Raw genomic sequence first — 24,126 nt, 5'->3', positions numbered from 1 at the left:
GTTCTCCCGCGATCCACGCATGGCGCATCGGCCTACAGGGGCGATGCGCTGTCTTTCGTGGGCCTCGAGGCACGTGGCCTTCGAGCTATTGGCTCGGGTCGCCGGCCGGCCCGGAACCTGACCGCCCCTGCGGTCACGACCTTCTCCCGGGGGAGGAGGTCTCCAGGTGGAACGTTCTGCTGGGTCAGGCGTACGCCCCGACGAGGCGTACCGACCCGCCGTCCACGCCCTTGGCGCCCTGCACGTAGTCCGGCCCCTCGGTGGCCCCGCCTGCAGGGGTACCGACGCTTCCCATCACCCACGAGGGCACGCCCGCCGCATTGAGCCGGGCCACGGCGGCATCCGCCCCGGCGACGCCGACGATCGCCACCATCCCCACCCCGAGGTTGAGCGTGCGCTCCAGATCCGGGAGCGGCACGTCGCCGAGTCCTGAGACGAGGGAGAAGACGGGCGGCAATGCCCAGGTGGAGCGATCCACGGTGGCTTCGAGGCCGCGCGGCAGGACCCGCGCCAGATTTGCGGCCAGGCCGCCGCCCGTCACGTGGCTGTAACCGTGGACCTGCGCCGCGTCGTCACGAGCCAGGGCCAGGCAGTGCGCGGCATAGATGCGGGTGGGCTCCAGGAGCTCCTCACCCAGGGTCCGGCCCAGCTCGGGGACCTGGCGTTCGAGGGACCAGCCGGCCCGGTCCATGACCCGCCGGACGAGGGAGTAGCCATTGGAATGCAGGCCCGAGGACGCCATGCCGATCACCACGTCGTCCTTCTGCACGCGTTCGGGCCCGAGGACGTGCGCAGCCTCGACGACGCCGGTCGCTGCGCCCGCGACGTCGTACTCGTCGACGCCGAGCAAACCGGGATGCTCTGCTGTCTCCCCTCCCACGAGTGCGGTGCCGGCCAGGGAACAGCCGGCCGCTATGCCGCGGACAATATCGGCGATGCGCTCGGGGACCACCTTCCCGCACGCGATGTAGTCGGTCATGAAGAGCGGCTCGGCACCGACCACCACGATGTCGTCGACCACCATGCCCACGAGATCGAGACCGATGGTGTCATGGATGTCCAAGGCCTGGGCGATCGCCACCTTCGTGCCCACACCGTCGGTTGACGTCGCCAGGAGGGGCCGCGTGTAGGTGAGGAGGCGGGAGACGTCGAAGAGTCCGGCGAAGCCGCCCACCCCGCCGAGGACGTCGTCGCCGTGCGTCGCGCGGACCGCGTCCTTCATGAGTTCGACGGCGCGGTCGCCGGCCTCGACGTCCACACCTGCGCCTGCGTAGGTGATGGGGTTCGGCGAACTCATACCCGTTCCTTCTTGTCGTCGTCGGTCAGCAGCACTTCCAGCTCGGCACCCGGTCCCGGGTCGCAGCCCGTTGCGCCGATCTTGTCGGCGGGGTTCACGCGCTCGAGGAATTCTTTGCCCCGGCGGTCGTCGTCGGCCAGCGGGATGGGGTATTTCCCGGTGAAGCAGGCAGTGCACAGGCGCTCGCGTGGTTGCTGGGTGGCATCGATCATGCCGTCCTCGGAGATGTAGGCGAGGCTGTCGGCACGGATGGAGGCCGTGATCTCCTCCACCGCGGCACCATTGGCGATCAGTTCCGCCCGCGAGGCGAAATCGATGCCGTAGAAACAGGGCCAGCGCACCGGAGGTGAGGAGATCTTCACATGGACCTCCGCGGCGCCGGCCTCGCGCAGCATCCGCACCACAGCGCGCTGGGTGTTCCCGCGGACGATCGAATCGTCCACCACGATGATGCGCTTGCCGCGGATCACGGACTCGAGCGCGTTGAGCTTCAGCCGGATGCCGAGCTGGCGCAGGGTCTCGCTGGGCTGGATGAAGGTGCGTCCCACATAGGCGTTCTTCACGAAGCCGTGGGCGAAGGGGATGCCGGACTCCTCGGCGAAGCCGACCGCTGCCGGGGTGCCGGACTCGGGGACCGGGATCACGATGTCCCCCACCTCCGAGTTCTCGCGCGCCAGCTGGCGGCCCATCTCCACGCGCGCCTCGTACACCGAGCGTCCGGCGATCGCGGCGTCGGGCCTGGCAAGGTACACATACTCGAAGACGCAGCCCGCGGACGTCTGCGGGGCGAAGCGGCTGCTGCGTACGCCGTCCTCGTCGATCGCGATGAACTCCCCGGGTTCGATCTCGCGGATGAAACTCGCGCCCACGGTCGCGAGGGCGGCCTGCTCGGAGGCGACCACCCAGCCGCGTTCCAGCCGGCCCAGGACGAGCGGGCGGACACCGTGGGGATCCCGTGCAGCGTACAGCGTGCCCTCGTCCATGAAGACGAAGCAGAACGCGCCGTGGATGGCGGGCAGGAGCTCCAGCGCCGTCTGCTCGAGTGAGCGGTCGTCGTCGCCGCCGAGCAGCGCGGTCACCAGCGCGGTGTCGGTGGTGTTGCCCTGGGCCAGTTCCCCGGCGCGGGGCTTCCCGTGCCGGGCCAGCACCATCTCGTAGAGCTCGGCGGAGTTGGTCAGATTGCCGTTGTGCGCGAGGGCCACCGTGCCGGCGGCGGTGGCGCCGAGTGTGGGCTGGGCGTTGGCCCACAGCGAGGACCCGGTGGTGGAGTAGCGGCAGTGCCCGACGGCGATGTGCCCTTTGAGCGTGTTCAACGTCGGTTCGTCGAAGACCTGGGACACCAGGCCCATGTCCTTGTACACATTGATGCGGCGGCCGTCGCTGGTCGCTATACCCGCCGATTCCTGACCGCGGTGCTGCAGCGCGTACAGCCCGTAGTAGGCGAGCTTGGCGACCTCCTCGCCGGGCGCCCAGACGCCGAAGACACCGCAGGCGTCCTGCGGTCCTTTTTCGTTGGGGAGAAGATCGTGGGATAGCTGTCCGTCGCCGCGCACCATGCGGCCATTCTCTCACGCCGCCCGCTGCGAGCCGCGTGGTGCCGACCGCCGGGGCGCGTGGTGGTGACCGCGCCCCGGCAGATCAGGGCAGGGCGGCGCGGGTCTCTCCGGCGAGCGCCCCGATGAGCCGCTCCATGCGGGCGATCCCCACGTACCTACCTGCGTTGTCGCTCACGAGCAGGGGAGTGAAGCGCGACGTCGGGTCCCTGGTGATCGACCGCGACAGCGCCTCGTCGACGGGTGTGTCCACATTGACGATCAGCCCGGCGGTCACCAGGCCCAGGTAGGCGGCCTCCTCGGACAGGATCGTGACCGGCCGCCGGCCGTCGAGGAGGACGACATCGGTGAGGTGCGCCCCCTCGGCGAAAAGGGCCGCGGCCGCCTCGTGGGACGACGCCGTCGGTGCATGCTCGAGGATTCCGCGCACCAGGTGGCCGCTCGCGGGGTCCGGTCGGGTGGCGAGTCGCAGGGCGAGATCCGGGTCGAGTGAGGACCAGGGCGGCGCGGGCCTACCGAGCAGGTAGCCCTGGACGAGCGGCACCCCGAGGCCGGCGATCACGTCGAGTTCCTCGACGCGCTCGATGCCCTCCGCGAGGATCCATGCGTCCACCCGGCTCGCGAACAGGCCGAGCATCTCCAGCAGTGCCCGCTTCGCCTCGTCGGTGTCGATGTCGCGGACGAGTTCCCGGTCCATCTTGATCATCGCCGGGCGCAGGGCGAGCAGATGCTGCAGTCCCGCATAGCCGGAGCCGGCGTCGTCGATGGCGATGAGCGCACCCGCGGACTTCAGGGCGTTCAGGTGCGGCTCCAGCTCAAGATAGGAGTCGATCGGGGTCTGTTCGGTGAGCTCTACCATCACACCGCCGAGTGAGCCCTGGTCCGCCCACACGCTGCGGATCTCCGGTGACACGAGCAGGTGGGGCGAGACGTTGACGGTCATGAAGCAGTTACCGGGAAGGGAAGCGCGGTGCTCGAACGCGCGCCGGAGCGCGACGGCCTCGAGTTGCGCGTCGCAGCCTGCGCGGCGCGCCCGGGAGAACCAGGCCTCGGGGTTCTTCTCCTCGTAGCCGGGGAAACGGACGAGGGCCTCGTAGCCGACGATCGTGCCGTTACCGGTGCTGATGATCGGCTGGTACGCGGAGGTGACACCCTCGCCGGTACAGGCCCTGAGGAGCTCGATGTCCTCGTGCACCCTCGGGTCGTCGCTTCCGGTAGCGCCGCTGGGAGTCTTGCTCAGACCGTGACGATATTGCTGCGGACCGCGCTGACGAGCTCCGGGCTGATCTCGGTCAGGCCGTGGGCGGACGTGGCGTGGGGTGCTACCTGGGCCAGGATCTCGTCCTCGGTGCTGCAGACCCAGCGGGCGTTGCAGCCGGGTACGACATCTCCACAGGCGAATGATTTCATGGCGTGCTCCTCGGTGGTCGGGGCGGCGTTCGACCGCCAGCTCACTCTAACTGTCGACCACCACGAGTGGGCCGTTAGCCACTCCGACTCGGGCGTTGACAGGAGTCGGGAAGCGGAGGTCAGGCCTCGTCGTCGAAGGCCCGCTCCGCCCGCGCCCGCTCCGCCTTCCGGATACTGCGGCGGTCTATGACCAGGACGAGCAGCGCTGCGAGGAGGAGCCCGGGAACGGCGAACGCGACGGTGAAGAAGCCCAGGACCGAGCCGCGGGTGAGGGTGGGATCCACCGGGCCCGTATAGGCGAGCACGAGGGCCACGAGGAAACCGAGGACGGCACCGAGAACCATGAACGGCACGATCTTCGGGGCCCTCCGGACCGTCACCTCACGGTAGGCCGGACCGCCGGCCACAGGGCTTTCCGGGGCGGCCTGCGGTGCAGTCGTGTCGCCGCCGGCGGTCTCCCGCGAAGGTGTCCTGTCGTGGTCCGTCGGCGCGGGCTGACCGTCCGCCGGGACGGCGCCCCGGGTGTCCGCCGGCTCGGAGGCGTGCCCTGCGGATTGCCCTGCGGATTTTCCGGCGGATCGCCTGGCGGGTGGCTCGGCGGGATCGGTGGGCGGATGCTGCTCGGAGGTCATGCCTGAAGGCTACCGGGATTCAGCGTTCCGCCCGCACGAGCTGGTAACCGGCCTCGTCGAAGTCGACGGTGTAGTCGGTGCCCGGGTAGAGCTGCTCGGCATGGGCCTCGGCGTCGGCGGGTCGCACGGGACCCCAGCTCCAGTCGTCGGCGTCCACGATCAGGTAGTCGGGCGCAGGATTGGCGTTCCCGATCCAGTAGACCCGCGCATCGGGGACCAGGTACGCCATCAGGACCACTCCGCTCTCCACGGAGGCGCCCTCGTCGATGAGGGCCATCATGCGGTGCGCGGCATCCCAGCGCTCGGACTGCTGGTAGGTCTCCGGTTCCGCGAGCACGGCGAACTGCTGGGCAGGCAGGAGGACCAGGCTCGCGGCGGCGGCGAGGGGTACTCCGAACAGCGACGCGGTGCGGGCCACCGGTCGGGGGCTGGTCCGGAGCGTATGGACGCCGTCCACCAGGGCCAGGAAGAGGACCGGCATGAGGACGGCGCTGTAATGCCATTCGGGGCCCCAGTACCCGTCCTGGCCCGAGGCGAATCTCCACAGGAGGGTGGGCAGCAGTACCAGGGCCAGGGACGAGCGCAGGAAGAGGAAGCCCCCGGCGAGCAGGAGGAGCAGCAGCGAGTGGTACTTGGCGGGCCCGGAGACGAGGTCGACGACGGCGGAGGTGGGATCCGCGAGCATCGCGCCGACGTCGATGCGATCCGAGTAGTCGTATCGGCCGCCGGTGTTGAGCGCCGGCAGGATCAGCGCGACCGACAGGACGAGCCACAGCGCGCCCCAGGCAGCGAGCCACAGACCGGCGACGGAGCGCAGCCGCCAGGCGATCACGAGGCCGAGCATCATCACCGTGAGCCCGAGATCCTCCTTGACGAAGACCAGCAGGCCACTCCAGACGACGGCGGGCACCACGCGGTGGCGCAGAACGGCCTCGAGGCCCAGGGCCAGGAGCGGGACCGCGAAGGCGATCTCGTGGAACTGCGCGGCCACCGCGGACTGCAGTCCCCAGGAGAGGGCATACGCGATGCCGACGACGATCCCCGGCGCCGTCCCGAGGAGTCGTATCGCGGCCCGCGACACGACGGCCACCGACAGCCCGAAGAGGAGATTCTGCACCACCAGGAGCGTCAGGGCCGACGGCGCCACGGCATAGGCCGGTCCCAGGAGGACCAGCAGCGGATGGAAGTGGTCGCCGAGCAGGTTGAAGCCCTCCCCCTTGATGGGGACGATCGGCGCGCCCGGCCCGGCGTAGGCCTTCGCGAGCTGCGTGAAGATCCCGAGATCCCACGAGGGCGACGCGAGCCGGTACCACTGGGTCAGGGAGAAGAGGGTGTAGAGCAGGGTGGCGCCGAGACCGGTCAGCCAGGCGGCGGCGGGCTGTTCCCGCCCAGCGGCCAGCACACGCGTGCGCAGCGGCCGGTCTGCCAGACGGCTCACTGCCTTCACCACCTTGCGAAGGGCAGCCACGGGCTGAGATCGGCACGCTGGCCCGACGCCGCGATCCTGCCCGCCGCCACCGCATCCGCCCACGCCAGCGATCCCGTGACCAGGGCCAGCCAGGTGGTGGCGTCCGTCTCCACGACGTTCGGCGGTGTGCCGCGCGTGTGGCGCGGACCCTCCACGCACTGGGTGACACCGAAGGGAGGCACACGCACCTCCACGCTGTTGCCGGGGGCCTGCTCTGCCAGTTCCTCGAGCGTGAACCGTACGGCCATGGCGAGCTCGGACCGGCTCGCGGCACCTGCGGCGACCTGCTCCAGCGCCAGCCGGCCGTCCTGGGAGGTGATGCGTCGTCGTGCCATCGGTCCCGCCGTTCCTAGTCGAGCAGCGCCATGACCGGCGCGGCGAGCCGGAGGCTGCCCACGGGCAGCCCTCCGCCGAGCACCGGCGGGACCACGCGTTCCAGGACCGCTCCGACGGCGTCGGCATCGATCGCGCCCGCCGCGGCGAAGAGGGTCAGGCCCACGAGCGTCGCGGCGCGGGAGTTCCCGTCGAGCACCTTCAGGGCCAGCGCCGCACCGGTCGGAGCGCCGAGGACCAGGACGCCCTCGGCCCCGCTCTTGGCCAGGATCCCGAGGTCGTCCATGACCACGGAGTTCTCCATGCCACGTCCATGGACCGCCCACGGGTAGTCCAGCATCGCGGTGGTGATGGTTGCCGCCCGGGCATCCGCGTGCTTGTCGGAGGGCGCTTTGGCCATCTTCCCGATACCCCGGGCCAGACCGGTCAGCGACATCGCGGCAACGGGAGCGCCGCAGCCGTCCACACCCCAGGCCGCCACGGACTCCTCCGTGTACTCCTCGATGACCTCGGCCACCGACCGCTGGAGCGGGTGGGCCGGATCCAGGTACGTCGCGGTGTCCCAGCCGTTCTCGACGCAGGCCCAGAGGAACGCCGCGTGTTTGCCGGAGCAGTTGAACGCGATGCGCTGCTTCCCCTTGCCTGCGCGCACGAGCTCGTTGCGCGCTGCCTCGTCCTGTGGCCAGTCCGCGGGGCATTGCAGGTGTTCCTCGGTGAGGGAGGCGGCGTCGAGCATGGTCCGGACCACGTCCATGTGCTCATTGCTGGCCACATGGCTCGCGGCGGCGAGCGCCACCTGCGGTCCGCGCAGCGGCACACCGGCCTTCATGCTGGCGAGGGCCTGGAACGGTTTGAGGGTGGAGCGCGGGAAGATCGGGCTGGTGATGTCCCCGAGTCCGGTGACCACGGAGCCGTCGGACGCCAGGACCACGGCCGAGCCGATGTGGCGGGACTCGGTGAAGCCGTTGCGTTCGAGGACGGCGAGGTCCACGGCGTCCGCCGTGGTGAAGGTGGAGGGCATGCGTCCAGTATTCACCATGTCCTGCGGCCGTCGGTGCCTGTTCATGCGGGGCACCCGGGCACAACTGCGCCCACCGGAGGGAACGGTCATCCGGTGGGCGCAGATCGTTCGGAGCGGGGCGCTCCGGGTCTGAGGTGGGGCATGGCCCGGGGATCAGGCTCAGGCCACCGTGAACTGCACGAGCTGCCAGCCCGATGCGCCGTCGGGCACGGTCTCGGCCCGCTCGTCGGTCTGGACGCCGTCGACGGCGTCGGTGGCGCGGGCCCGGACGGTGTGGAGTCCGGCGTCGAGCGTGACCGCGTGGGACCACTGCCGCCAGGTATCCACGGAGGCTTCGGCGGCGAGGTCCACCGCCTCCCAGTCGCCGTCGTCCACCGAGACCTCCACCTTCGTGATGCCCCGCTGCTGGGACCACGCGACACCGCCGATCATCACTTCGCCGGCGTCGACCGAGGCGAACGGCTTCGGGACCTCGACGCGGGTCATGGTCTTGATGGGACCGCGCTCGGCCCAGCCGCGATCCGACCAGTAGGCCTTGGCGTCGGCGAAGCGGGTCACCTCGAGATCCACCACCCACTTGGTGGCGGAAACGTAGCCGTAGAGCCCGGGTACCACCATGCGCACGGGGAAGCCGTGCTCGGCCGGCAGTGGTTCGTCGTTCATGGCGACGGCGAGGATCGCATCGCGGTCGTCCTGCAGGACGGGCAGGGGAGTGGAGGCGCTGAAGCCGTCCGAACTCGTGGACAGCACCATATCGGCGCCGGCGAGGGGGCGGGCGCGGGCCAGGACCTCGCGCAGCGGATACCCGAGCCACTTCGCGGTGCCCACGAGCCCGCCGCCCACCGGATTGGAGACGCAGGTCAGGGTGATGTGGCGTTCGATCAGGTCGGCGTCGAGCAGATCCTGGAAGGAGAGCTCGAACTCCTCCTCGACCATGCCGTGCACCCGCAGCACCCAGTCCTCGGCACTGAGTTGGGGCACGCTCAGCGCCGTGTCGATCCGGTAGAAGTCGCTGTTCGGGGTGACGAAGGAGGTGACGCCCTCCACGGATGACTGGACGCCGTCGGGCAGCGGGGGTGCGGGGCTTGCAGGAGCCGGGAACCGCAGGCTGTCCCGGGCGGCTGCGAGGTTGCTGCGGGCGCCGGCGAGGAGGCGGCCTCCGCCGGCCGCGGCAGCCGCGACGACGGCGGTCACGCCCGCCGCGACGAAGAAGCCGCGGCGTGAGGTGGCGTGACCGGGCGTCGCCGCGGAGCTGGTGGACCCCGTGCGGGGGAGTTCGTCGTCGTGCGCAGCTCCGGCTTCCGCCGCCGCGGAGCTCTCGGTGCGGGTCGCGGCGTCGGCTCGGTGCAGGCGGGCGATGAGCCAGCGGAGAGCGAGCAGTCCGGCGGCAGTGCCGATCACGGTCGGGATCATGTCCGGGAGGGACGCCCCTGCGCGGGTGAGCACGGCGGCGAGGATGATCGCGCCCATCAGGAGGACCCCGGCGGCGCCGAGGACCCACCGGCGGTAGGCCACGATGCCGAGCACGGCGGCGAGGAGCGCGATCGTCACGCCCATGCCCACCAGGAGGGCGAGCTTGTCATTGGTACCGAAGGTCTCGATCGCGAAGTCCTTCATCCAGGACGGTGTGAAGTCGATGAAGGTGGAGCCCATCGCGATGACCGGGGTGGCGCTGGCGCGGAAGAATGCGCCCACGAGTTCGGCGACACCGAGCACCAGGCCCGCGGCGATGATGCCGGCGAGCGCGGCCAGGACGGTGCTGCCGCGGCGTCCTCTGGTGGAATGTGTCATGCCGGGTATTCGGAGGGGTCCGGCAACAGTATGGGTGGCGGCAGGCTCCGTAACAGGCGTCCGGGCTCTGGGTGGGCCGGAAGCCCTCCAGTACGCTGTCCTACTGTGAAGATTCTCGTGCTGGGCCCCGGAGGCCGCGAACACGCCATCGTCCGTGCCCTGCTGGCCGACCCGTTCGTCGCGGAGGTGCATGCGGCCCCCGGCAACGCCGGAATCAGCCAGGATGTGACTGCGCACCAGCTCGATGCCGGTGACCCTGCCGCCGTCACGGAGCTGGCCCGTGGGCTCGGTGTGCACCTCGTGGTGATCGGCCCGGAAGCCCCGCTCGTGGCCGGGGTCGCCGATGCCCTCCTCGAGGCCGGGATCCCCGTGTTCGGCCCCACCCGGGCCGCCGCGCAGCTCGAGGAGTCCAAGGCCTTCGCGAAGCAGATCATGGCCGCAGCCGATGTCCCCACCGCGATGGCGCGCGTGGCCACCACCGAGGAGCAGGCCGACGAGGCCCTCAGTACGTTCGGAGCCCCCTACGTGGTGAAGGACGATGGACTCGCCGCTGGCAAGGGAGTGGTCGTCACGGACGATCCGGACGAGGCGAGGGCGCACGCGGCCGCCTGTTTCCGGGCCGGGAGCGCCGTGGTCATCGAGGAGTACCTCGACGGACCGGAGGTCTCCCTGTTCGTCCTCTCCGACGGACGCACCGTGGTCCCGCTGGCCCCCGCGCAGGACTTCAAACGCATTCGCGACGGGGATCAGGGCCCCAACACCGGGGGCATGGGCGCGTACTCACCGCTCGACTGGGTGCCAACGAGCCTCGTCAGCGACGTCGTCACCCGCGTGGCCCAGCCCGTGATCGACGAGATGGCCCATCGGGGCACCCCGTTCGCGGGCGTCCTCTACATCGGCCTGGCGCTGACCTCCCGCGGCGTGCGCGTCATCGAGTTCAACGTCCGCTTCGGCGATCCCGAGACCCAGGCCGTGCTCGCGCGGCTGACCACCCCGCTCGGTGGCGTGCTGCTCGCGGCGGCCAGGGGCACCCTCGAGGACCTGGACCCGCTGAACTGGTCGCCGAAGACCGCCGTCGCCGTGGTGCTGGCCTCGGAGAACTACCCGGACGCGCCGGTCACGGGCCGCCGCATCCGCGGGTTGAAGAAGGCCGGCGCCGTCGAGGGGGCGCGGGTCCTGCACGCGGGCACGGCGCTCCACGACGGGCAGATGGTCAGCGCGGGTGGGCGGGTGCTCACCGTCGTCGGGCTGGGGGCCTCGCTCGAGGACGCACGCGCCACCGCCTACGAGGCCCTGTCCTGCATCTCGCTCGAGGGCGCGCAGTTCCGCACGGACATCGCCCTGAAGGCCGCCCGCCACGAGGTCGGTGCCGCGCTCGCCGGTGGGCCCTACGGCACGACGCCGTGACGGTCTTCGCCCCCGACCACCCGGAGCTGCCGGGCTGGCGGCACGTCTACTCCGGCAAGATCCGTGATCTCTACGCACCGCTCGACGGGCGCGACGACGTCGTCCTCGTGGTCGCGAGCGACCGCATCAGCGCCTACGACCACGTGCTGGCCACGGAGATCCCCGACAAGGGCCGCGTGCTGACGCAGCTCAGCCTGTGGTGGTTCGAGAGGCTCGACGGGATCCCGAACCACGTGCTCGCCGCCGATGCCGCCGGTGGGGTGCCCGCCGCCGTCGAGGGCCGGGCCATGATCTGCCGCCGGCTCGCCATGTACCCGATCGAGTGCATTGCGCGCGGCTATCTCACGGGCAGCGGTCTGCTCGAGTACCGCGCGTCCGGGACGGTGTGCTCGCTCCCATTGCCCAGCGGGCTGGTGGACGGCTCGCCGCTGGACCCGGCGCTGTTCACGCCGTCGGCCAAGGCCGAGGTGGGCGAGCACGACGAGAACATCACCTACGACGCCGTCGTGACCATGGTGGGCGACGACGCCGCGGCGCAGTTGCGCGCGCTCACGCTCCAGCTCTACACGCGCGCCGAGTCCATCGCCCGGGAGCGCGGGATCATCCTCGCGGACACGAAGGTGGAGTTCGGGCTCGATCCCGTCACCGGGCGGATCACCCTGGGCGACGAGGTGCTGACGCCGGATTCCTCGCGCTTCTGGGACGCCGCTCTGTACGCGCCGGGGCAGACCCAGCCTTCGTTCGACAAGCAGTACGTGCGCAACTGGCTGACCTCGGACGCGTCGGGCTGGGACCGTTCCTCGGAGCCGCCGGTGCTGCCCGACGACGTCGTGGAGCGCACCCGTGCACGCTACGTCGAGGCGTACGAGCGGCTCACGGGGCGCTCCTTCACCTGACCGGCTGCTCTCCCTGCCGCGGGTCCTGTCAGGCGAACTCCTACCGGCTCCGTCGCGACGCGCCGGCTGACGCGACGCAAAACGACGAAGGACCCACCGGCTGCTGCCGACAGGTCCTTCGTTTCCATTGGTCGGGGTGACAGGATTTGAACCTGCGACCTCGTCGTCCCGAACGACGCGCGCTACCAAGCTGCGCCACACCCCGATGTCACTGCTGGTGGAATGGAACCATTCGCACAGCAACCGTCCAAGACTAGCCGAGGATCAGCGGCGAGGAAAACCGGCATCGCCCAGGACGACGCCTCAGACCAGCGAGTCCTTCCACGCCGCATGGAGCGTGGCGAAACGACCCGAACCACCGATGAGGTCATCCGGCGAACCGTCCTCCACCACCTGGCCGTCGTGCACCACCAGCACGCGGTCGGCGATGGCGACGGTGGAGAGCCGGTGCGCGATGATGAGCGCCGTCCTTCTGCCGAGGAGCTTCTGCAGACCCTCCTGCACGAGCCGCTCACTCGGGATGTCGAGGGAGGACGTGGCCTCGTCGAGGATCAGCACGGCCGGGTCCGCGAGGAAGGCCCTGGCGAAGCTGATGAGCTGCCGCTGGCCTGCCGACACGCGGCCGCCCCGCTTGTTGACGTCGGTGTCGAAGCCCTCGGGAAGATCCAGGATGAACTCCTCGGCCCCGACGGACCGCGCGGCCGCGATGATCTCCTCCCGGGAGGCGTCAGGCTTGCCGAGAGCGATGTTCTCGGCCACGGAGCCGGTGAAGAGGAAGGCCTCCTGCGTGACCATGACGACGGCCCGGCGCAGATCCTCCGGTGCAAGTTCGCGCAGGTCCACGCCGTCGAGCGTGAGACTGCCCTCCGAGACGTCGTAGAAGCGGGCGATCAATTTGGCGAGTGTCGACTTGCCGGCACCCGTCTGCCCCACGAGCGCCACGGTCTGGCCCGCGGGGATGGACAGATCCAGACTGGGCAGCACCACCGGTCCTTCCCCGTACCGGAACTGGACGTCATGGAAGCTCACGGCGCCGCGCGGATCCAGCAGCGGCACGGGATTCCTCGGTGGGCGCACCGTGGGGATCTCCTCGAGGAGCCCCGAGACCTTCTCGAGGGCGGCGGCCGCCGACTGGAAGGAGTTGTAGAACATGGCCATCTGGTCCACGGGCTGGAAGAACCGCTTGCTGTACAGCAGCAGGGCGAGCAGGGCTCCCACCTCCAGTGACCCGCCCAGCACGCGGAAGCCTCCGACCACGAGCACGACGGCGACCGTCACATTGCCGATCAGGACCAGCCCGGGCTGGAAGATGCCGTTGAGATTGATGGAGCGTACGGTGACCCGGCGGTAGTCCTCGGCCAGCTCGTCGTAGCGATGGGCGTTGACGGCCTCGCGCCGGAAGGCCTTCACGGCGCGGATGCCGGTCATCGTCTCGATGAAGTGGCCGATCAGCTTCGCGGACACCACCCGTGAGGCGCGGTACGCGAGCTGGGAGTGCCGCTGGTACCAGCGGGCCAGGAGGAACATGGGGACGGCCGCCGCCAGGATCAGGAGCCCGGTGCGCCAGTCGAGCGCGAAGATGGTGACCGCGGTGAAGACCATGAAGATGGCACCCGAGGCCAGGGAACTCACGCCGGAATCGAGCAGTTCCCGCAGCGCCTCGAGATCGGACGTCTGCCGGGAGATGATCCTGCCGGAGGTGTACTTCTCGTGGAACTCCAGGCTCAGTCGCTGCGTGTGGCGGAACACGCGGACCCGCAGATCGAGGAGCATGGCCTGGCTGAGCCGGGCCGTGGCGCGCAGGTACCCGGCGGTGAGGACTCCCGCGAGGACGGCGGCCAGCAGATAGGTGCCGCCTCCCACCCAGAGCAGCATCGGGTCCCCGGCGAGCAGTGCGGGCAGGGCCCGGTCGATGCCGAAGGCGATGATGGCCGGACCCGCCACGCGGGCGGCCTGCGAGATGACCACCAGCAGGACCGTCCAGATGAACTGCCGGCGGTTGGGCCGGATGAGCGAGCCCAGGAGCCTGAACGACCTCGACCGCACCGCTCTGCTCTGCGCCCGGTCGAGGACGACGTCGTCCTCGTTGCGAACGCCGGTGGATCCCTGCGGTTCGCGGTTCCGGCCCGGCCCGTTCTCGTCCTCGTTCCTGTCCGACGGCGTCGTGCCGGACGGTGCGGTGCGGCTCATGCCACGGCCCCCTCGTCGTCGTGCTCGGGCTGCCCTGACCGCTCCAGTTGGGCTGTCTCCTCGTCGTCCAGGCTCGCGATCACATAGCGGTAGTGCTCGCTGCGGGCGAGGAGCTCGGGGTGGGTCCCGACGTCGGTGATGCGCCCGTCCTGCAGCAGGGCCACACGGTCGGCGAGGGCCACGGTGGAGGGCCGGTGCGCCACGATCAGGGTGGTGGTGGACCCGAGCACGGCCCTGAGCCCCTGCTCCACACGCTCCTCGGTGGCCACATCGAGTGCCGAGAGCGGGTCGTCGAGGACCAGCACGGTGGGCCGGGCCGCGATCGCCCGGGCCAGCGCGATCCGTTGCCGCTGTCCGCCCGAGAGACTCAGGCCCTCCTCCCCGATGAGCGAGTCGACACCCTCGGGCAGCGTGTAGGCGAACTGCGCCTGGGCCACCTCGAGGGCTTCGGCGAGGACGCGGTCGGCCTCCTCCCCGGTGGCCTCCGAGCCCATCAGGACGTTCTCCCGCACCGAGCTGGAGAACAGGGTGGTGTCCTCGAACGCCACCGAGACGAGAGTGCGCAGCTCGGCGAGGGAGAACTGCCGAAGATCCACGCCGTCGATCCTGATGCTGCCGCCCGTGACGTCGTAGAGGCGGGGAACGAGGTGGAGGAGCGTGCTCTTGCCGTTGCCCGTCACGCCGACCAAGGCCATCGTCTCTCCGGCCCGCAAGCGCAGATCGACGCCGTCCAGGATGTCGGCCGAGGACTCGGGCGCATCGGGATAGCGGAACCGGACGTCGTCGAACACCACCTCGCCCCGGGGTGCGGCCAGGTGCACCGGCTGGGCTGCATCGGTGATGGTGATCTCGGCGTCCATCACCTCGTAGTGCCGGTCGATGGCGGTCTTGGCGGTGAAGGTCATCGCCAGCAGCGGCCCGATGAACTCGACGGGCCCGGCGACTGCCGCGGCGGTCGCGAAGAACGCCACGAGCGCGCCGATGGTCACGCCGCCGTCGGCCGCCAGCCACACCCCGACCACCAGCGAGGCGCCCAGGGCGAGCTCGGGCAGCAGCGTCACGATCATGGAGAAATTGGCGAGCGACTTCGCCTTGAAGATCTCGGTCCGGCGGAGCTCCTCGGCCTGCTCCTCGAAGTCCTCGAGGGCTTCCTGGCTGCGACCGAAGGCCTTCAGGACCCGGATGCCGTGGACGGACTCCTCGACCGTGGTCGCGAGATCACCGGCCTGGTCCTGACTCCTGCGCGAGACCCGGCTGTAGGAGGTACGGAAGCGGTAGCCGTAGATCATCAGGGGGACGGCGGCTGCGACGAAGATCAGGGCGAGCGGCCAGCTGGTGAAGAACATGATGGTCACGCCCATGACCACGGTCAGCGAGGTCACCACCAGCATGATCAGGCCGAAGGCCATCCAGCGGCGCATCAGATTGAGATCGCTCATGGCCCGGGAAAGCAGCTGGCCGCTGCCCCAGCGATCGTGGAACTCCACCGTGAGCTCCTGCAGGTGCCGGTAGAAGGAGGTGCGCATCCTCGTCTCGACCGTCGTCGCCGGGGTGATGACGAACTGGCGCCGCAGTGCCACGAACGTGGCCTCGAGGACGCCCAGGAGCAGGACGACGCCGGAGGCCACCCACACGGTGCTCGCGGCACCGCCCTCGGCCAGGACGTCGTTGATGAGGACGCGCAGCACCTGCGGGATGGCCAGGGCCATGACGCTCGCCCCGAGGGCACAGAGCAGGCCCAGCAGCAGGCGCGGCACGATGGGCCTGACATGCGGGTAGAGCCGAGCGAAGGATTCCCGCAGGGTGTTCTGGTTCGCCATGACGTCTTCTCGGTACTCGGTGGTTCCTGGTGTCCCTCAGCAACGATCCTGGGTCAGGACGGCCGAGACGCCGATCACCTGCCGCGGGACGATCGGTCAGGTCAGTCGGTGCTCCGCGGGAGCAAGGTCAGGAGTACGGCCTCGGGCCTGCAGGCGAAACGGACCGGAGCGAAGCGTGAGGTTCCGATCCCGGCGGAGACATTGAGGGGCACCCTACGCCCCGCGTGCTCCCACCAGGTCAGGCCGCGGGCGCGCCACGTGGGCAGATCGCAGTTGCTCACCAGAGCCCCGTACCCGGGTACGCGCACCTGCCCGCCGTGGGTGTGGCCGGCCAGGATCAGCTCGGCCCCGCCGTCCGTGAAGTAGTCGAGCACGCGCTGATACGGAGCATGGGCTACGGCCACCCGGAGGTGCGGTGCCTCGCGGGAGGTGCTGCTGCCGGCGGGGTAGCCGGCGTACTTGTCACGGTTGATGTGGGGATCGTCGACGCCGGTGAAGTCGATGCGCATGTTCCTGAAGCCGACCGATTGCGAGCGATTCGTCAGGTCCACCCAGCCTGCGGCGCCGAAGGCACTGAACATGTCGGCCCAGGGGAGCTCCTTCGGAGCTTTTTCCTTGAGCGAGATCGAGGGGCCCGCGAAGTACCGCAGCGGATTCCTGAGGACCGGCCCGTAGTAGTCGTTGGAACCCGGGACAAAGACGCCGGGTACCTTCAGGAGCGGCTCGAGGGCTTCGAGCAGGGGTCCTACGGCCTTGCGATGGCTGAGGTTGTCCCCGGTGTTCACCACCAGGTCCGGCTTCAGGTCCGCCAGATCATGGAGCCAGTCGGCCTTGGACCTCTGCCCGGGCACCATGTGGATGTCCGCCAGGTGGAGGACCCGCAGGGGCGCCGCCCCCCGGGGGAGGATGGGCAGGGACTCCTGCCGTACCTGGTAGAGGGTGCGCTCCACGGCAGAGGCGTATCCGAGGGTGGCTGCTGCGGCGGTCAGGGTGAGCCCGGCCGCCCAGCCGAGTGGCGCCCCGCGCCGGGGTGTCGTGGTCGAAGTCACGCTAGCCGTTTCCTCCAAAGTCATTGCCGCCGTTGGTGACGGGTCCTTCCCCAGTGGTACCACCGAGGATGCCGCCGATGCCATTCCTGGTGTCGGAGCCGTTCCGTCGCTCGGTCGAGTTGCGCTGTGGGGCATTGATCATCTTGGAGGGCGGGTCCACGAATGGCTTACCCACGTAGAGACCGGGGATCTGCTGCATGAAGCGTGCCCAGGAGGGTGCGGCGATCAGCGAGCCGTCGATCTCGGGGTACACTTGGCCGCCGATCTGCAGGCCACCCAGACCGCTCTTCTCGCCCTCCTCCTGCCAGTTGCCCACCCAGCTCGCGGTGACCATGCCGGTGTTGTACCCCATGAACCAGGTCTGCGAGCGGGCATCGTTGGTGCCCGTCTTGCCCGCCATGGGAATGTCCCCGTACTCGAGGAGCTGCCCCGAGCCCTCGGTCATCACGCGCTGTGTGGCGTAATTGACGCCGCGGGCCACGTCGGTGGGGATCTTCCGATCGCAGGAGACGGCGGGAACCGGGACGGTCTCACCATCGACAGCGGTGACGGACGTCAGCGCCCGGGGCTCGCAAACCACTCCGTCGTTGGCGAAGCCGGCGTAGGCGGTCGCCATGGACAGGGGCGCTGCCTCGCCGCCGCCACCGATGAGTGCGGCGGGCTGGTACCCGAACCGTTCTTCCTCGCCGTCGGAGCTCTTGGCCTGGTGGACCCCCAGGTCGTAGGCGATGTCCCTGATGCGGCAGAGGTCCAGCTGCTTCGCGCTGCCCATGGTGATGGTGTTGAAGGACTTCGCGAGTCCCTCGAGCACAGTGGTGTTGCGGTAGTTGATGTCGCCGTAGTTCTGCGGGGTGTAGCCGTCCTCCTCCTGGATGAGGAATTCGCCGCCCGGGGCGCAGCTCGCCTCCCAGGTCTCGCCCTGGCGGTAGGTTCGCTTGGACCCGTCGATCACCTGGTTCAGGGCCTTACCGTCCTCCAGCCAGGCAGCCACGGTGAACGGCTTGTACGTGGAGCCGGGCTGGAAGCCGCCGCCGCCGCCCAGGCTCTTGGCCGGGTCGCCGCCGTCGTACTGGTCCACGTTGAAGTTCAGTACGGTGTTGCCCTCGGCCGGCTCCGGATCGAACCGGGTGTTCTGGGCCATGGAAAGGATGTTGCCCGTTTTGGGGTCCAGGCTCACCAGGGTGTGACCGACCTTGCCATTGGTCGTGTCCGGGTCGGCCGTCTCGTTGACGGCGACCTGTGCTGCCTTCTGTACGCGGGAATCGAGGGTCGTCTTGATCGTCAGGCCTGAGCGGAACAGGACCTTCTCGCGCTCGTCCTCGGTCTCGCCGTACGCAGGATCGTTCATGATCAGGTGGGTCACGTAGTCGCAGAAGTAGGGTGCCTGGGCCGCGCCCACGCAGCCGCTGAGCGTCGGCGTGATTTCCAGACCGAGATCGCTGGCGATGGCGGCGTCGTGCTCCTCCTGCGTGATCTTGTCGCGGGTGAGCATGGCGCCGATCACGAGGTTGCGCCGCTGGAGCGCGCCCTCCGGGTTCTCCGTGGGGCTGTACAGGGTGGGGCCGTTGACCAGGCCGGCCAGCAGGGCGCTCTGCTGGATGTTCAGATCCTTGGCGTCCACGTTGAAGAAGTACTTCGACGCCGCCTGCACGCCGTAGGTGGTGCCGCTGAACTGGACGATGTTGATGTAACCCTCGAGGATCTCGTCCTTGGTCAGTTCCTTCTCCACGGCGATGGCGAGCTTCATCTCGCGCAGCTTGTCGCCGACACCCTTCTCCTTGCCGTTCAGGACGACCGTGCCGCCGTTCTGCCGGGCGGAGTCGTTGAGTACGTTGGTGACGAACTGCTGGGTGAGTGTCGACGCCCCGCGCCGGGTACCACTGGTGACGTTGCTCGCGATGGCGCCGAAGATGCCCTCGAGATCGACACCGCCGTGGTCGTAGAAGCGGTAGTCCTCGATGGCGATCAGCGCGTCCTTCATCTCCGGCGAGACCTGGTCGAGGGTCACGGGCTGCCGATTCTCCTCATACAGCGTCGCGATGAGGGAGTCGTCCTTGGCGAGGATCTTCGTCGGCTGGGCGAGCGCTTCACGCGCCAGCTCCGCCGGCAGATCCTCGAAGAACTGGAGCGACGCCGAGGCCCCGGTGCCTGTAGCGGCGGCAACCGGCACCAGCAGGCCTGCAGCGAGGACACCGGCGAGACCGCTGATGCCGAGGAAGGCGATGAGCTTGCCGAGTGTGGTTGCAGTGTCGAAGAGGGGGGATTTGCGAGCAGCCATTATTGCAGTTTACAAGCACGCGCTAGGCTTTCCTCATGACGAAATGGGAGTATTCCACGATTCCGCTCATCATCCACGCCACGAAGCAGATCCTGGACCAGTGGGGCGATGACGGGTGGGAGCTCGTCCAGGTGGTCCCGGGCCCGGACGGCAACGGCCTGGTGGCATACCTCAAGCGGGAGAAGAACTAGCAGTGGCGCCCGAAGAACCGGTAGTTTCGGCGGTCGAGGGACGACTCGGGGAGTTGGGCATCACACTCCCCGAGGTCGCGGCGCCCGTGGCAGCATACGTTCCCGCCGTGGTCACCGGCAGCTATGTCTACACCTCCGGACAGCTGCCCTTCATTGAGGGCAAACTCACAGCCACCGGCAAGGTCGGCGCGACCGACGGCGTGGATGCGCAGACGGCATCGGCACTCGCTGCCACGTGTGCGGTCAACGCCCTGGCGGCCATCAAGAGCCAGATCGGCGACCTGGACAGGATCACGCGGATCGTGAAGGTTGTCGGTTTCGTGGCCTCCGACCCCTCCTTCACAGGACAACCGGGTGTGATCAACGGTGCCTCCGAGCTGCTCGGCACCGCTCTCGGCGACGCGGGCGTGCACGCCCGCTCGGCCGTGGGTGTGGCAGTACTCCCCCTCGACTCGCCCGTCGAGGTCGAGGTCATCGCGGAGTTCTCCTAGACCGTGGACCGTCTCTGCACCCGGCTCTTCCCGATTCCGCCCGATCAGCGCTCTGCCGCCCAGAGCTGGATCGAGCACGGGGAGCGCAGCCCGCTGGAGGCCCGGCCGGCGTCGTCGGTGGTGCTCCTGCGCGACACCGCGACCGGCACGGAGACGTTCCTGACCTGTCGCCGGGGTCAGTCCCCCCTCGGTGTGATCGGGTTCCCGGGAGGAAGTATCGAGGAGTCCGACGACGACGAGCTGCCCTGGTACGGTCCCCCACCCTCGGCGTGGGCGAAGATGCTCGGCATCGACGACCACCAGCTGGCCCGGCGGCACGTGCTGTGTGCCATCAGGGAACTGTTCGAGGAGACCGGCGTCCTGCTGGCCGGCCCTGACGCGTCCTCGCTGGTGGAGGGTACGCAGGCCAAGGAGTGGATGAAGGCCAGGGAGGCCCTGAACGAGGGCGAATGTACCTTCGCCGACATCCTTCGCCGCCGCGGGCTCGGCGTCCGCACGGATCTGATCAAACCGCTCTCCCACTGGCTGACCCCGGACTTCGCCCATCGCCGCTTCGACACCCACTACTTCGCGGCAGCACAGCCTGTGAATCAGGAACCGAGCATCCTCGGCAGCAAGGGCATCTGGGGGCAGTGGCGCTGGGCTGCGCGGGAGATCGACGATCGGGACACCACGGCGCTCGGTGACACGGTGGCGGAGCCGAACACGAGAGGGCGGACCCTGAGCGACCTCGCGGTACCGGCGGTGGAGATCATCCTGGAGAAGATCGGTTCCTCGCGCGGCTGTATCGCCTACCTCTCCCACAAGCGTCCGGTGAAGGTGTACCACCCGGAACTCGCAGAGCAGGACGGCATGCTCATGCTTCAGGTGGAGTGCCCCAAGCTCACCGAGGGCGGCTCGGTACAGCGCGGACGCTGAGCCGCCGTGAGCGGCTGCTGAGGCGGTCGAGCGTCAGCGGCTGTGCAGGCGTCGACGGTCCCCCGGACTCTGCACTGGGCGGAGACCAGCGGTCAGCGCCTGTTCTGAACGGCGGGCGGTCAGCGGCTGCGGCTCTGTCGGCCGCCGGTTGGTGCATGCTCTGGCCGGAGGCCGATGGCCAATGGTCGACTGCGTCGCGCTGACAGGGCTGCCGCTCAGCAGTGGTGATGTGCTGGCTGCGTCGCGCTGACAGGGCTGCCGCTCAGCAGTGGTGATGTGCTGGCTGCGTCGCGCTGACAGGGCTGCCGCTCAGCAGTGGTGATGTGCCGACTGCGGGTTGGTGCATGTTCTGGTCGGATGCCGATGGTTGCGCCTTGCCGGCCTGGGGTCAGCGGCTGCGCTGGCGCAGGCGGGGCAGATCGAGGATGACGACGGCGCGTGCCTCGAGCCGGAGCCAGCCCCGCTGCACGAATTCGGCGAGAGCCTTGTTCACCGTCTCGCGCGACGCGCCCACGAGCTGTGCAAGTTCCTCCTGGGTGAGCTCGTGGGCCACGAGGACGCCGTCGGTGGCGGGGCGTCCGAAGCGGTCCGCGAGATCGAGGAGGGCCTTGGCCACGCGACCGGGCACATCGGAGAAGACGAGATCCGCGAGGGATTCGTTGGTGCGGCGCAGCCTGCGGGCGAGTGCCTGGAGGAGCTGGGCCGACACCTCTGGGCGCGTCTCGAGGAGCGTGCGAAGGTTCTCGTTCTTCAGCCCGGCGAGCCGGGTTTCGGAGACCGCCGTGGCTGTGGCCGTGCGGGGGCTGGGATCGAAGAGGGCCATCTCGCCGAACAGCTCGCCCGGGCCGAGGATGGCCAGCAGGTTCTCGCGGCCGTCCTGGGCCGTGCGGCCGAGCTTGAGCTTGCCGGAGATGATGAAGTACAGCTGATCGCCCTGGTCCCCCTCCCGGAACACCGATGACCCGCGCGGCAGATCCAGCTCCGTCAGCTCGTCCGTCAGAGCGGCGAAGACATCGTCTCCCAGTGATGCGAAGAGGGGCGCCCGGCGCAGTACCTCGATGTCCATGAATTCTCCTGATGCTTCTCGTGTCAGTCCGTGGTGCGGACGTGTCTGCCGTCTTCTCAAGTCCATCTTGCCGTACACGGGCTCATGTGACGACCGATACACGCGCGCGAAGCTCTCCGGGGCCGCCGCTACCTGCCGGCACGGACTCCGTCCCGCTGCTCTGGGCCCGTCAGCGGGAGAGAGCACCGGATCCCACTGGTCGAGGCCGGGCAATGGGAGCGAGGCTTCGTCCGGGGCATCCGGCACTCTACCCCCACTGCTCGGACCCGAGTACTGGGAGCGATGCAGCGCTTCCTGCCAGCAGTTCCGTCCCTCCCACTGCTCGAGGTCGGTCGGCGGGACGGAGCATCACTTCCCACTGCTGGAGTCCGGTCACTGGGCAGGACGCAGTGCTCCGGGCAGCCCGACGCTTCAATCCCGCTCCTCGAGCCCGATCAGTGGGGCAGAGCGCCGCTCCCAATGGTCGACGCCGAGCACCGGGAGTGGTGCAATGCCATGGGCAGCCCGGAGCTTCAATCCCGCTCCTCGATCCTGATCAGTGGGAGCGACGCAATGCTCCAGTGCTTGCGGCAGTCCTTCCCACTGGTCGAGTCCTAGTACTGGGAAGGACGCAGCGCTTCCCGCCGGCTAGGACGTCCCTCCCGCTGCTAGAGCCCGGTCGGTGGGGCGGGGCGCAGGATCCCACTGGTCGACGCCGACCACCGGGAATGACGCTCGTAGCCTTCAGCGTCCCCCCGTCCCGCTCCTCCGACACCTCACGCGAGAATCCCGAGCAGCGCTCCACGCCCGTCCGGCCATCCCTCCACTTCTCGGACCCGAAGAGTGGGAACGACGCAGCGCTCCACGCCCGCCCGGCCGTCCTTCCCACTGCTCGAGCCCGGTCGGTGGGGCGGGGCGCAGGATCCCACTGGTCGACGCCGACCACCGGGAACGACGCAGCGCTCCACGCCCGCCCGGCCGTCCTTCCCACTGCTCGAGCCCGGTCGGCGGGGTGGGGCGCAGGATCCCCGTGGCACGGAGGACTTCACACGTGGTGCCCATGGAGCGCGGCTAGAATCTCTCGCAGCGACGGGACAGTGGGTGCCCGTCACAGCGCAGGGAGATCGTTCGTGCCGGAAATCAGCTTCGGGGAGTTCACGCTCCTCGACATCATCCTGGTGGTGGTCCTCCTCGGCTACCTCGTCACGGGGCTCCGCAACGGCTTCCTCGTCACGCTTGGTGGCATCGCAGGCTTCGTGGCCGGTGCTATCGCGGCGTTCTTCGCGATTCCGCTCGTCAGCGGCTGGGTGCCCAACAACCCCTGGCGGTTGATCGCCGTCATCGGCACCGTGCTCGTCCTGGTCATCGTGGGGCAGGCCATGGGGTCCGCCCTCGGTGCGTCGATCCGCCGCTGGTCAGACTTCCCGCCCCTGCGCGTCATTGACCGGATCCTCGGCGGTGCCGTGAATGTCGTCGTGGCGGCGCTGGTGCTGTCGATGCTGGCCTTCAGCGTCGGCACGCTCGGCGTGCCGGTGCTGTCCCAGCAACTGGCGTCCTCACAGGTCATCCAAGGGATCGACCGGCTGACCCCGGGCCCGGTGCGCTCCTGGCTCGCCCAGTTGCGTTCCATCGCCGTCGACGAGGGCATCCCTACCATCCTCGACGGCGTGGGCCCTGCCGCACCGCCGGCCGTGGTCCCGGACGCGTCGGTGGACACCCCGGAACTCGCCGCCGCGGCATCTTCCGTGGTCCGCATCACCGGTACCGCCTACGCGTGCGGGCAGAACCAGACCGGCTCGGGGTTCGTGATCGCGCCCGAACGGGTGATCACGAACGCGCACGTGGTCGCGGGCGTCGGCGAACCCGTCGTCGAGATCCCCGGCGAGGGCGCGCTCCCGGGGCGCGTGGTGCAGCTCGACACGGTGCGCGACATCGCCGTGATCGCGGTCGAGGACCTCCAGGCGGCACCGCTGCCGCTCGGGGAGGAACTGGAGAACGGCACGACGGCGGCCTTCGCGGGGTATCCCGCCGGTGGCCCCTACCGGATCCAGCCCGCCGGCGTGCAGAGCCTCTCGCCCGTGCTCGTGAACAATATCTACGGCGCGGACGCGCAGCCGCTCACGGTCTACAGCCTCGCGGCGAACGTGCAGCAGGGAAATTCCGGCGGGCCGCTGCTGGACCTGCAGGGTCGCGTGGCCGGTGTGGTCTTCGCGAAGTCGACCGCCGATGCCCCGGTCGGCTACGCGCTCTCCCTGGACGAGCTACGGCCCATCGCCGACAGTGCCTTGGGGCTGGAGGACGCGGTGTCCGCGGGCCAGTGCAACCGCGGCTGATTC

Annotated in this window: 20 protein-coding genes and 1 tRNA gene; 6 read left to right on the top strand and 15 right to left on the bottom strand. The window is 69.4% G+C overall.

The genetic code is table 11. From position 1 onward, the window contains the following. Window positions 1-184: 184 nt before the first annotated feature. The 9 genes from purM to FQ377_RS02000 form a co-directional block, all read right to left on the bottom strand. Window positions 185-1,297 (bottom strand): phosphoribosylformylglycinamidine cyclo-ligase, encoded by a 1,113-nt coding sequence (gene purM, locus FQ377_RS02040; RefSeq protein ID WP_148599569.1) that lies wholly within the window; start codon window positions 1,295-1,297, stop codon window positions 185-187. Next, window positions 1,294-2,853, bottom strand: coding sequence for an amidophosphoribosyltransferase (gene purF / locus FQ377_RS02035; RefSeq protein WP_148599568.1), 1,560 nt, complete (start codon window positions 2,851-2,853; stop codon window positions 1,294-1,296). Before purF ends, purM begins: the two co-directional genes overlap by 4 nt. Before the next feature lie 82 nt (window positions 2,854-2,935). After that, entirely contained in the window at window positions 2,936-4,045 is a 1,110-nt protein-coding gene (locus FQ377_RS02030) for an EAL domain-containing protein (protein WP_148599567.1), read from the bottom strand. Window positions 4,046-4,086: 41 nt separating this feature from the next. Continuing rightward, window positions 4,087-4,260, bottom strand: coding sequence for a DUF1059 domain-containing protein (locus FQ377_RS02025; RefSeq protein ID WP_148599566.1), 174 nt, complete (start codon window positions 4,258-4,260; stop codon window positions 4,087-4,089). A gap of 119 nt (window positions 4,261-4,379) precedes the next feature. Then, on the bottom strand, window positions 4,380-4,892 hold the full coding sequence (locus FQ377_RS15080; RefSeq protein ID WP_262364211.1) for a hypothetical protein: 513 nt from the start codon (window positions 4,890-4,892) through the stop codon (window positions 4,380-4,382). Between the two features lie 19 nt (window positions 4,893-4,911). Beyond that, window positions 4,912-6,330 carry a DUF2079 domain-containing protein gene (locus FQ377_RS02015; RefSeq protein ID WP_187393223.1) on the bottom strand — a complete coding sequence of 473 codons (1,419 nt, stop codon included), beginning with the start codon at window positions 6,328-6,330 and terminating at the stop codon, window positions 4,912-4,914. A gap of 5 nt (window positions 6,331-6,335) precedes the next feature. Further along, the gene (locus tag FQ377_RS02010) at window positions 6,336-6,695 is read right to left on the bottom strand and encodes a sterol carrier family protein (protein WP_148599564.1); all 360 of its coding nucleotides are present in this window, start codon (window positions 6,693-6,695) and stop codon (window positions 6,336-6,338) included. A 14-nt stretch (window positions 6,696-6,709) separates the two neighbouring features. Further along, window positions 6,710-7,714 carry an asparaginase gene (locus FQ377_RS02005; protein ID WP_148599563.1) on the bottom strand — a complete coding sequence of 335 codons (1,005 nt, stop codon included), beginning with the start codon at window positions 7,712-7,714 and terminating at the stop codon, window positions 6,710-6,712. A 159-nt stretch (window positions 7,715-7,873) separates the two neighbouring features. Then, on the bottom strand, window positions 7,874-9,505 hold the full coding sequence (locus FQ377_RS02000) for a molybdopterin-dependent oxidoreductase (protein WP_148599562.1): 1,632 nt from the start codon (window positions 9,503-9,505) through the stop codon (window positions 7,874-7,876). A 105-nt stretch (window positions 9,506-9,610) separates the two neighbouring features. Here FQ377_RS02000 and purD point away from each other — a divergent pair, with 105 nt between their 5' ends. Next, window positions 9,611-10,912 (top strand): phosphoribosylamine--glycine ligase, encoded by a 1,302-nt coding sequence (purD, locus tag FQ377_RS01995; RefSeq protein WP_148599561.1) that lies wholly within the window; start codon window positions 9,611-9,613, stop codon window positions 10,910-10,912. Beyond that, window positions 10,909-11,808 carry a phosphoribosylaminoimidazolesuccinocarboxamide synthase gene (locus FQ377_RS01990; RefSeq protein ID WP_148599560.1) on the top strand — a complete coding sequence of 300 codons (900 nt, stop codon included), beginning with the start codon at window positions 10,909-10,911 and terminating at the stop codon, window positions 11,806-11,808. The genes purD and FQ377_RS01990 overlap by 4 nt, the downstream gene beginning before the upstream one ends. A 128-nt stretch (window positions 11,809-11,936) precedes the next feature. Here FQ377_RS01990 and FQ377_RS01985 read toward each other — a convergent pair. The 5 genes from FQ377_RS01985 to FQ377_RS01965 all read right to left on the bottom strand — a co-directional run bounded on the left by FQ377_RS01985 (window position 11,937) and on the right by FQ377_RS01965 (window position 19,145). Beyond that, window positions 11,937-12,013: transfer RNA gene (locus FQ377_RS01985), tRNA-Pro, on the bottom strand. A gap of 98 nt (window positions 12,014-12,111) precedes the next feature. After that, window positions 12,112-13,998, bottom strand: a complete 1,887-nt coding sequence (locus FQ377_RS01980) for an ABC transporter ATP-binding protein (protein WP_148599559.1) — start codon at window positions 13,996-13,998, stop codon at window positions 12,112-12,114. Next, a complete protein-coding gene (locus tag FQ377_RS01975) occupies window positions 13,995-15,818 on the bottom strand; it encodes an ABC transporter ATP-binding protein (RefSeq protein ID WP_148599558.1) in 1,824 nt (607 codons plus the stop codon). Before FQ377_RS01975 ends, FQ377_RS01980 begins: the two co-directional genes overlap by 4 nt. 101 nt (window positions 15,819-15,919) lie before the next feature. After that, the gene (locus FQ377_RS01970) at window positions 15,920-16,891 is read right to left on the bottom strand and encodes a metallophosphoesterase (protein ID WP_148599557.1); all 972 of its coding nucleotides are present in this window, start codon (window positions 16,889-16,891) and stop codon (window positions 15,920-15,922) included. Further along, the gene (locus FQ377_RS01965; protein WP_148599556.1) at window positions 16,869-19,145 is read right to left on the bottom strand and encodes a transglycosylase domain-containing protein; all 2,277 of its coding nucleotides are present in this window, start codon (window positions 19,143-19,145) and stop codon (window positions 16,869-16,871) included. The genes FQ377_RS01970 and FQ377_RS01965 overlap by 23 nt, the downstream gene beginning before the upstream one ends. A 35-nt stretch (window positions 19,146-19,180) precedes the next feature. Between FQ377_RS01965 and FQ377_RS01960 the strand changes: the two genes are divergently transcribed. The 3 genes from FQ377_RS01960 to FQ377_RS01950 are packed head-to-tail and all read left to right on the top strand — an operon-like array spanning window position 19,181 to window position 20,745. Continuing rightward, complete coding sequence (locus FQ377_RS01960) at window positions 19,181-19,336, top strand: Sp36 family protein (protein ID WP_148599555.1); 156 nt, start codon at window positions 19,181-19,183, stop codon at window positions 19,334-19,336. Window positions 19,337-19,338: 2 nt separating this feature from the next. Beyond that, a complete protein-coding gene (locus tag FQ377_RS01955) occupies window positions 19,339-19,827 on the top strand; it encodes a RidA family protein (protein ID WP_148599554.1) in 489 nt (162 codons plus the stop codon). A 3-nt stretch (window positions 19,828-19,830) separates the two neighbouring features. Then, a complete protein-coding gene (locus tag FQ377_RS01950) occupies window positions 19,831-20,745 on the top strand; it encodes an NUDIX hydrolase (RefSeq protein WP_148599553.1) in 915 nt (304 codons plus the stop codon). Window positions 20,746-21,133: 388 nt separating this feature from the next. Here FQ377_RS01950 and FQ377_RS01945 read toward each other — a convergent pair whose 3' ends face one another. Next, a complete protein-coding gene (locus FQ377_RS01945; protein ID WP_148599552.1) occupies window positions 21,134-21,811 on the bottom strand; it encodes a Crp/Fnr family transcriptional regulator in 678 nt (225 codons plus the stop codon). A gap of 1,118 nt (window positions 21,812-22,929) precedes the next feature. On the opposite strand from FQ377_RS01945, the gene FQ377_RS01940 reads away from it, so the two are divergent. Continuing rightward, complete coding sequence (locus FQ377_RS01940; RefSeq protein WP_262364268.1) at window positions 22,930-24,123, top strand: MarP family serine protease; 1,194 nt, start codon at window positions 22,930-22,932, stop codon at window positions 24,121-24,123. Window positions 24,124-24,126: the final 3 nt, after the last annotated feature.

This window comes from Arthrobacter echini (assembly GCF_008107445.1).
Classification (GTDB): domain Bacteria; phylum Actinomycetota; class Actinomycetes; order Actinomycetales; family Micrococcaceae; genus Arthrobacter_D; species Arthrobacter_D echini_A.
The sequence above is the reverse complement of the archived record's forward strand: the minus strand, read 5'-3'. Positions and strand labels throughout refer to the sequence as shown.

Bases quoted from the DNA above. Each gene is read 5' to 3' on its own strand.
- FQ377_RS01945 (WP_148599552.1), bottom strand. From the start codon at position 21,811: ATGGACATCGAGGTACTGCGCCGGGCGCCCCTCTTCGCATCACTGGGA.
- purM (WP_148599569.1), bottom strand. From the start codon at position 1,297: ATGAGTTCGCCGAACCCCATCACCTACGCAGGCGCAGGTGTGGACGTC.
- FQ377_RS02025 (WP_148599566.1), bottom strand. From the start codon at position 4,260: ATGAAATCATTCGCCTGTGGAGATGTCGTACCCGGCTGCAACGCCCGC.
- FQ377_RS01960 (WP_148599555.1), top strand. From the start codon at position 19,181: ATGACGAAATGGGAGTATTCCACGATTCCGCTCATCATCCACGCCACG.
- FQ377_RS01980 (WP_148599559.1), bottom strand. From the start codon at position 13,998: ATGAGCCGCACCGCACCGTCCGGCACGACGCCGTCGGACAGGAACGAG.
- FQ377_RS02005 (WP_148599563.1), bottom strand. From the start codon at position 7,714: ATGCCCTCCACCTTCACCACGGCGGACGCCGTGGACCTCGCCGTCCTC.
- FQ377_RS01965 (WP_148599556.1), bottom strand. From the start codon at position 19,145: ATGGCTGCTCGCAAATCCCCCCTCTTCGACACTGCAACCACACTCGGC.
- FQ377_RS02010 (WP_148599564.1), bottom strand. From the start codon at position 6,695: ATGGCACGACGACGCATCACCTCCCAGGACGGCCGGCTGGCGCTGGAG.
- FQ377_RS01970 (WP_148599557.1), bottom strand. From the start codon at position 16,891: ATGACTTTGGAGGAAACGGCTAGCGTGACTTCGACCACGACACCCCGG.
- purF (WP_148599568.1), bottom strand. From the start codon at position 2,853: ATGGTGCGCGGCGACGGACAGCTATCCCACGATCTTCTCCCCAACGAA.
- FQ377_RS01975 (WP_148599558.1), bottom strand. From the start codon at position 15,818: ATGGCGAACCAGAACACCCTGCGGGAATCCTTCGCTCGGCTCTACCCG.
- FQ377_RS15080 (WP_262364211.1), bottom strand. From the start codon at position 4,892: ATGACCTCCGAGCAGCATCCGCCCACCGATCCCGCCGAGCCACCCGCC.
- FQ377_RS02000 (WP_148599562.1), bottom strand. From the start codon at position 9,505: ATGACACATTCCACCAGAGGACGCCGCGGCAGCACCGTCCTGGCCGCG.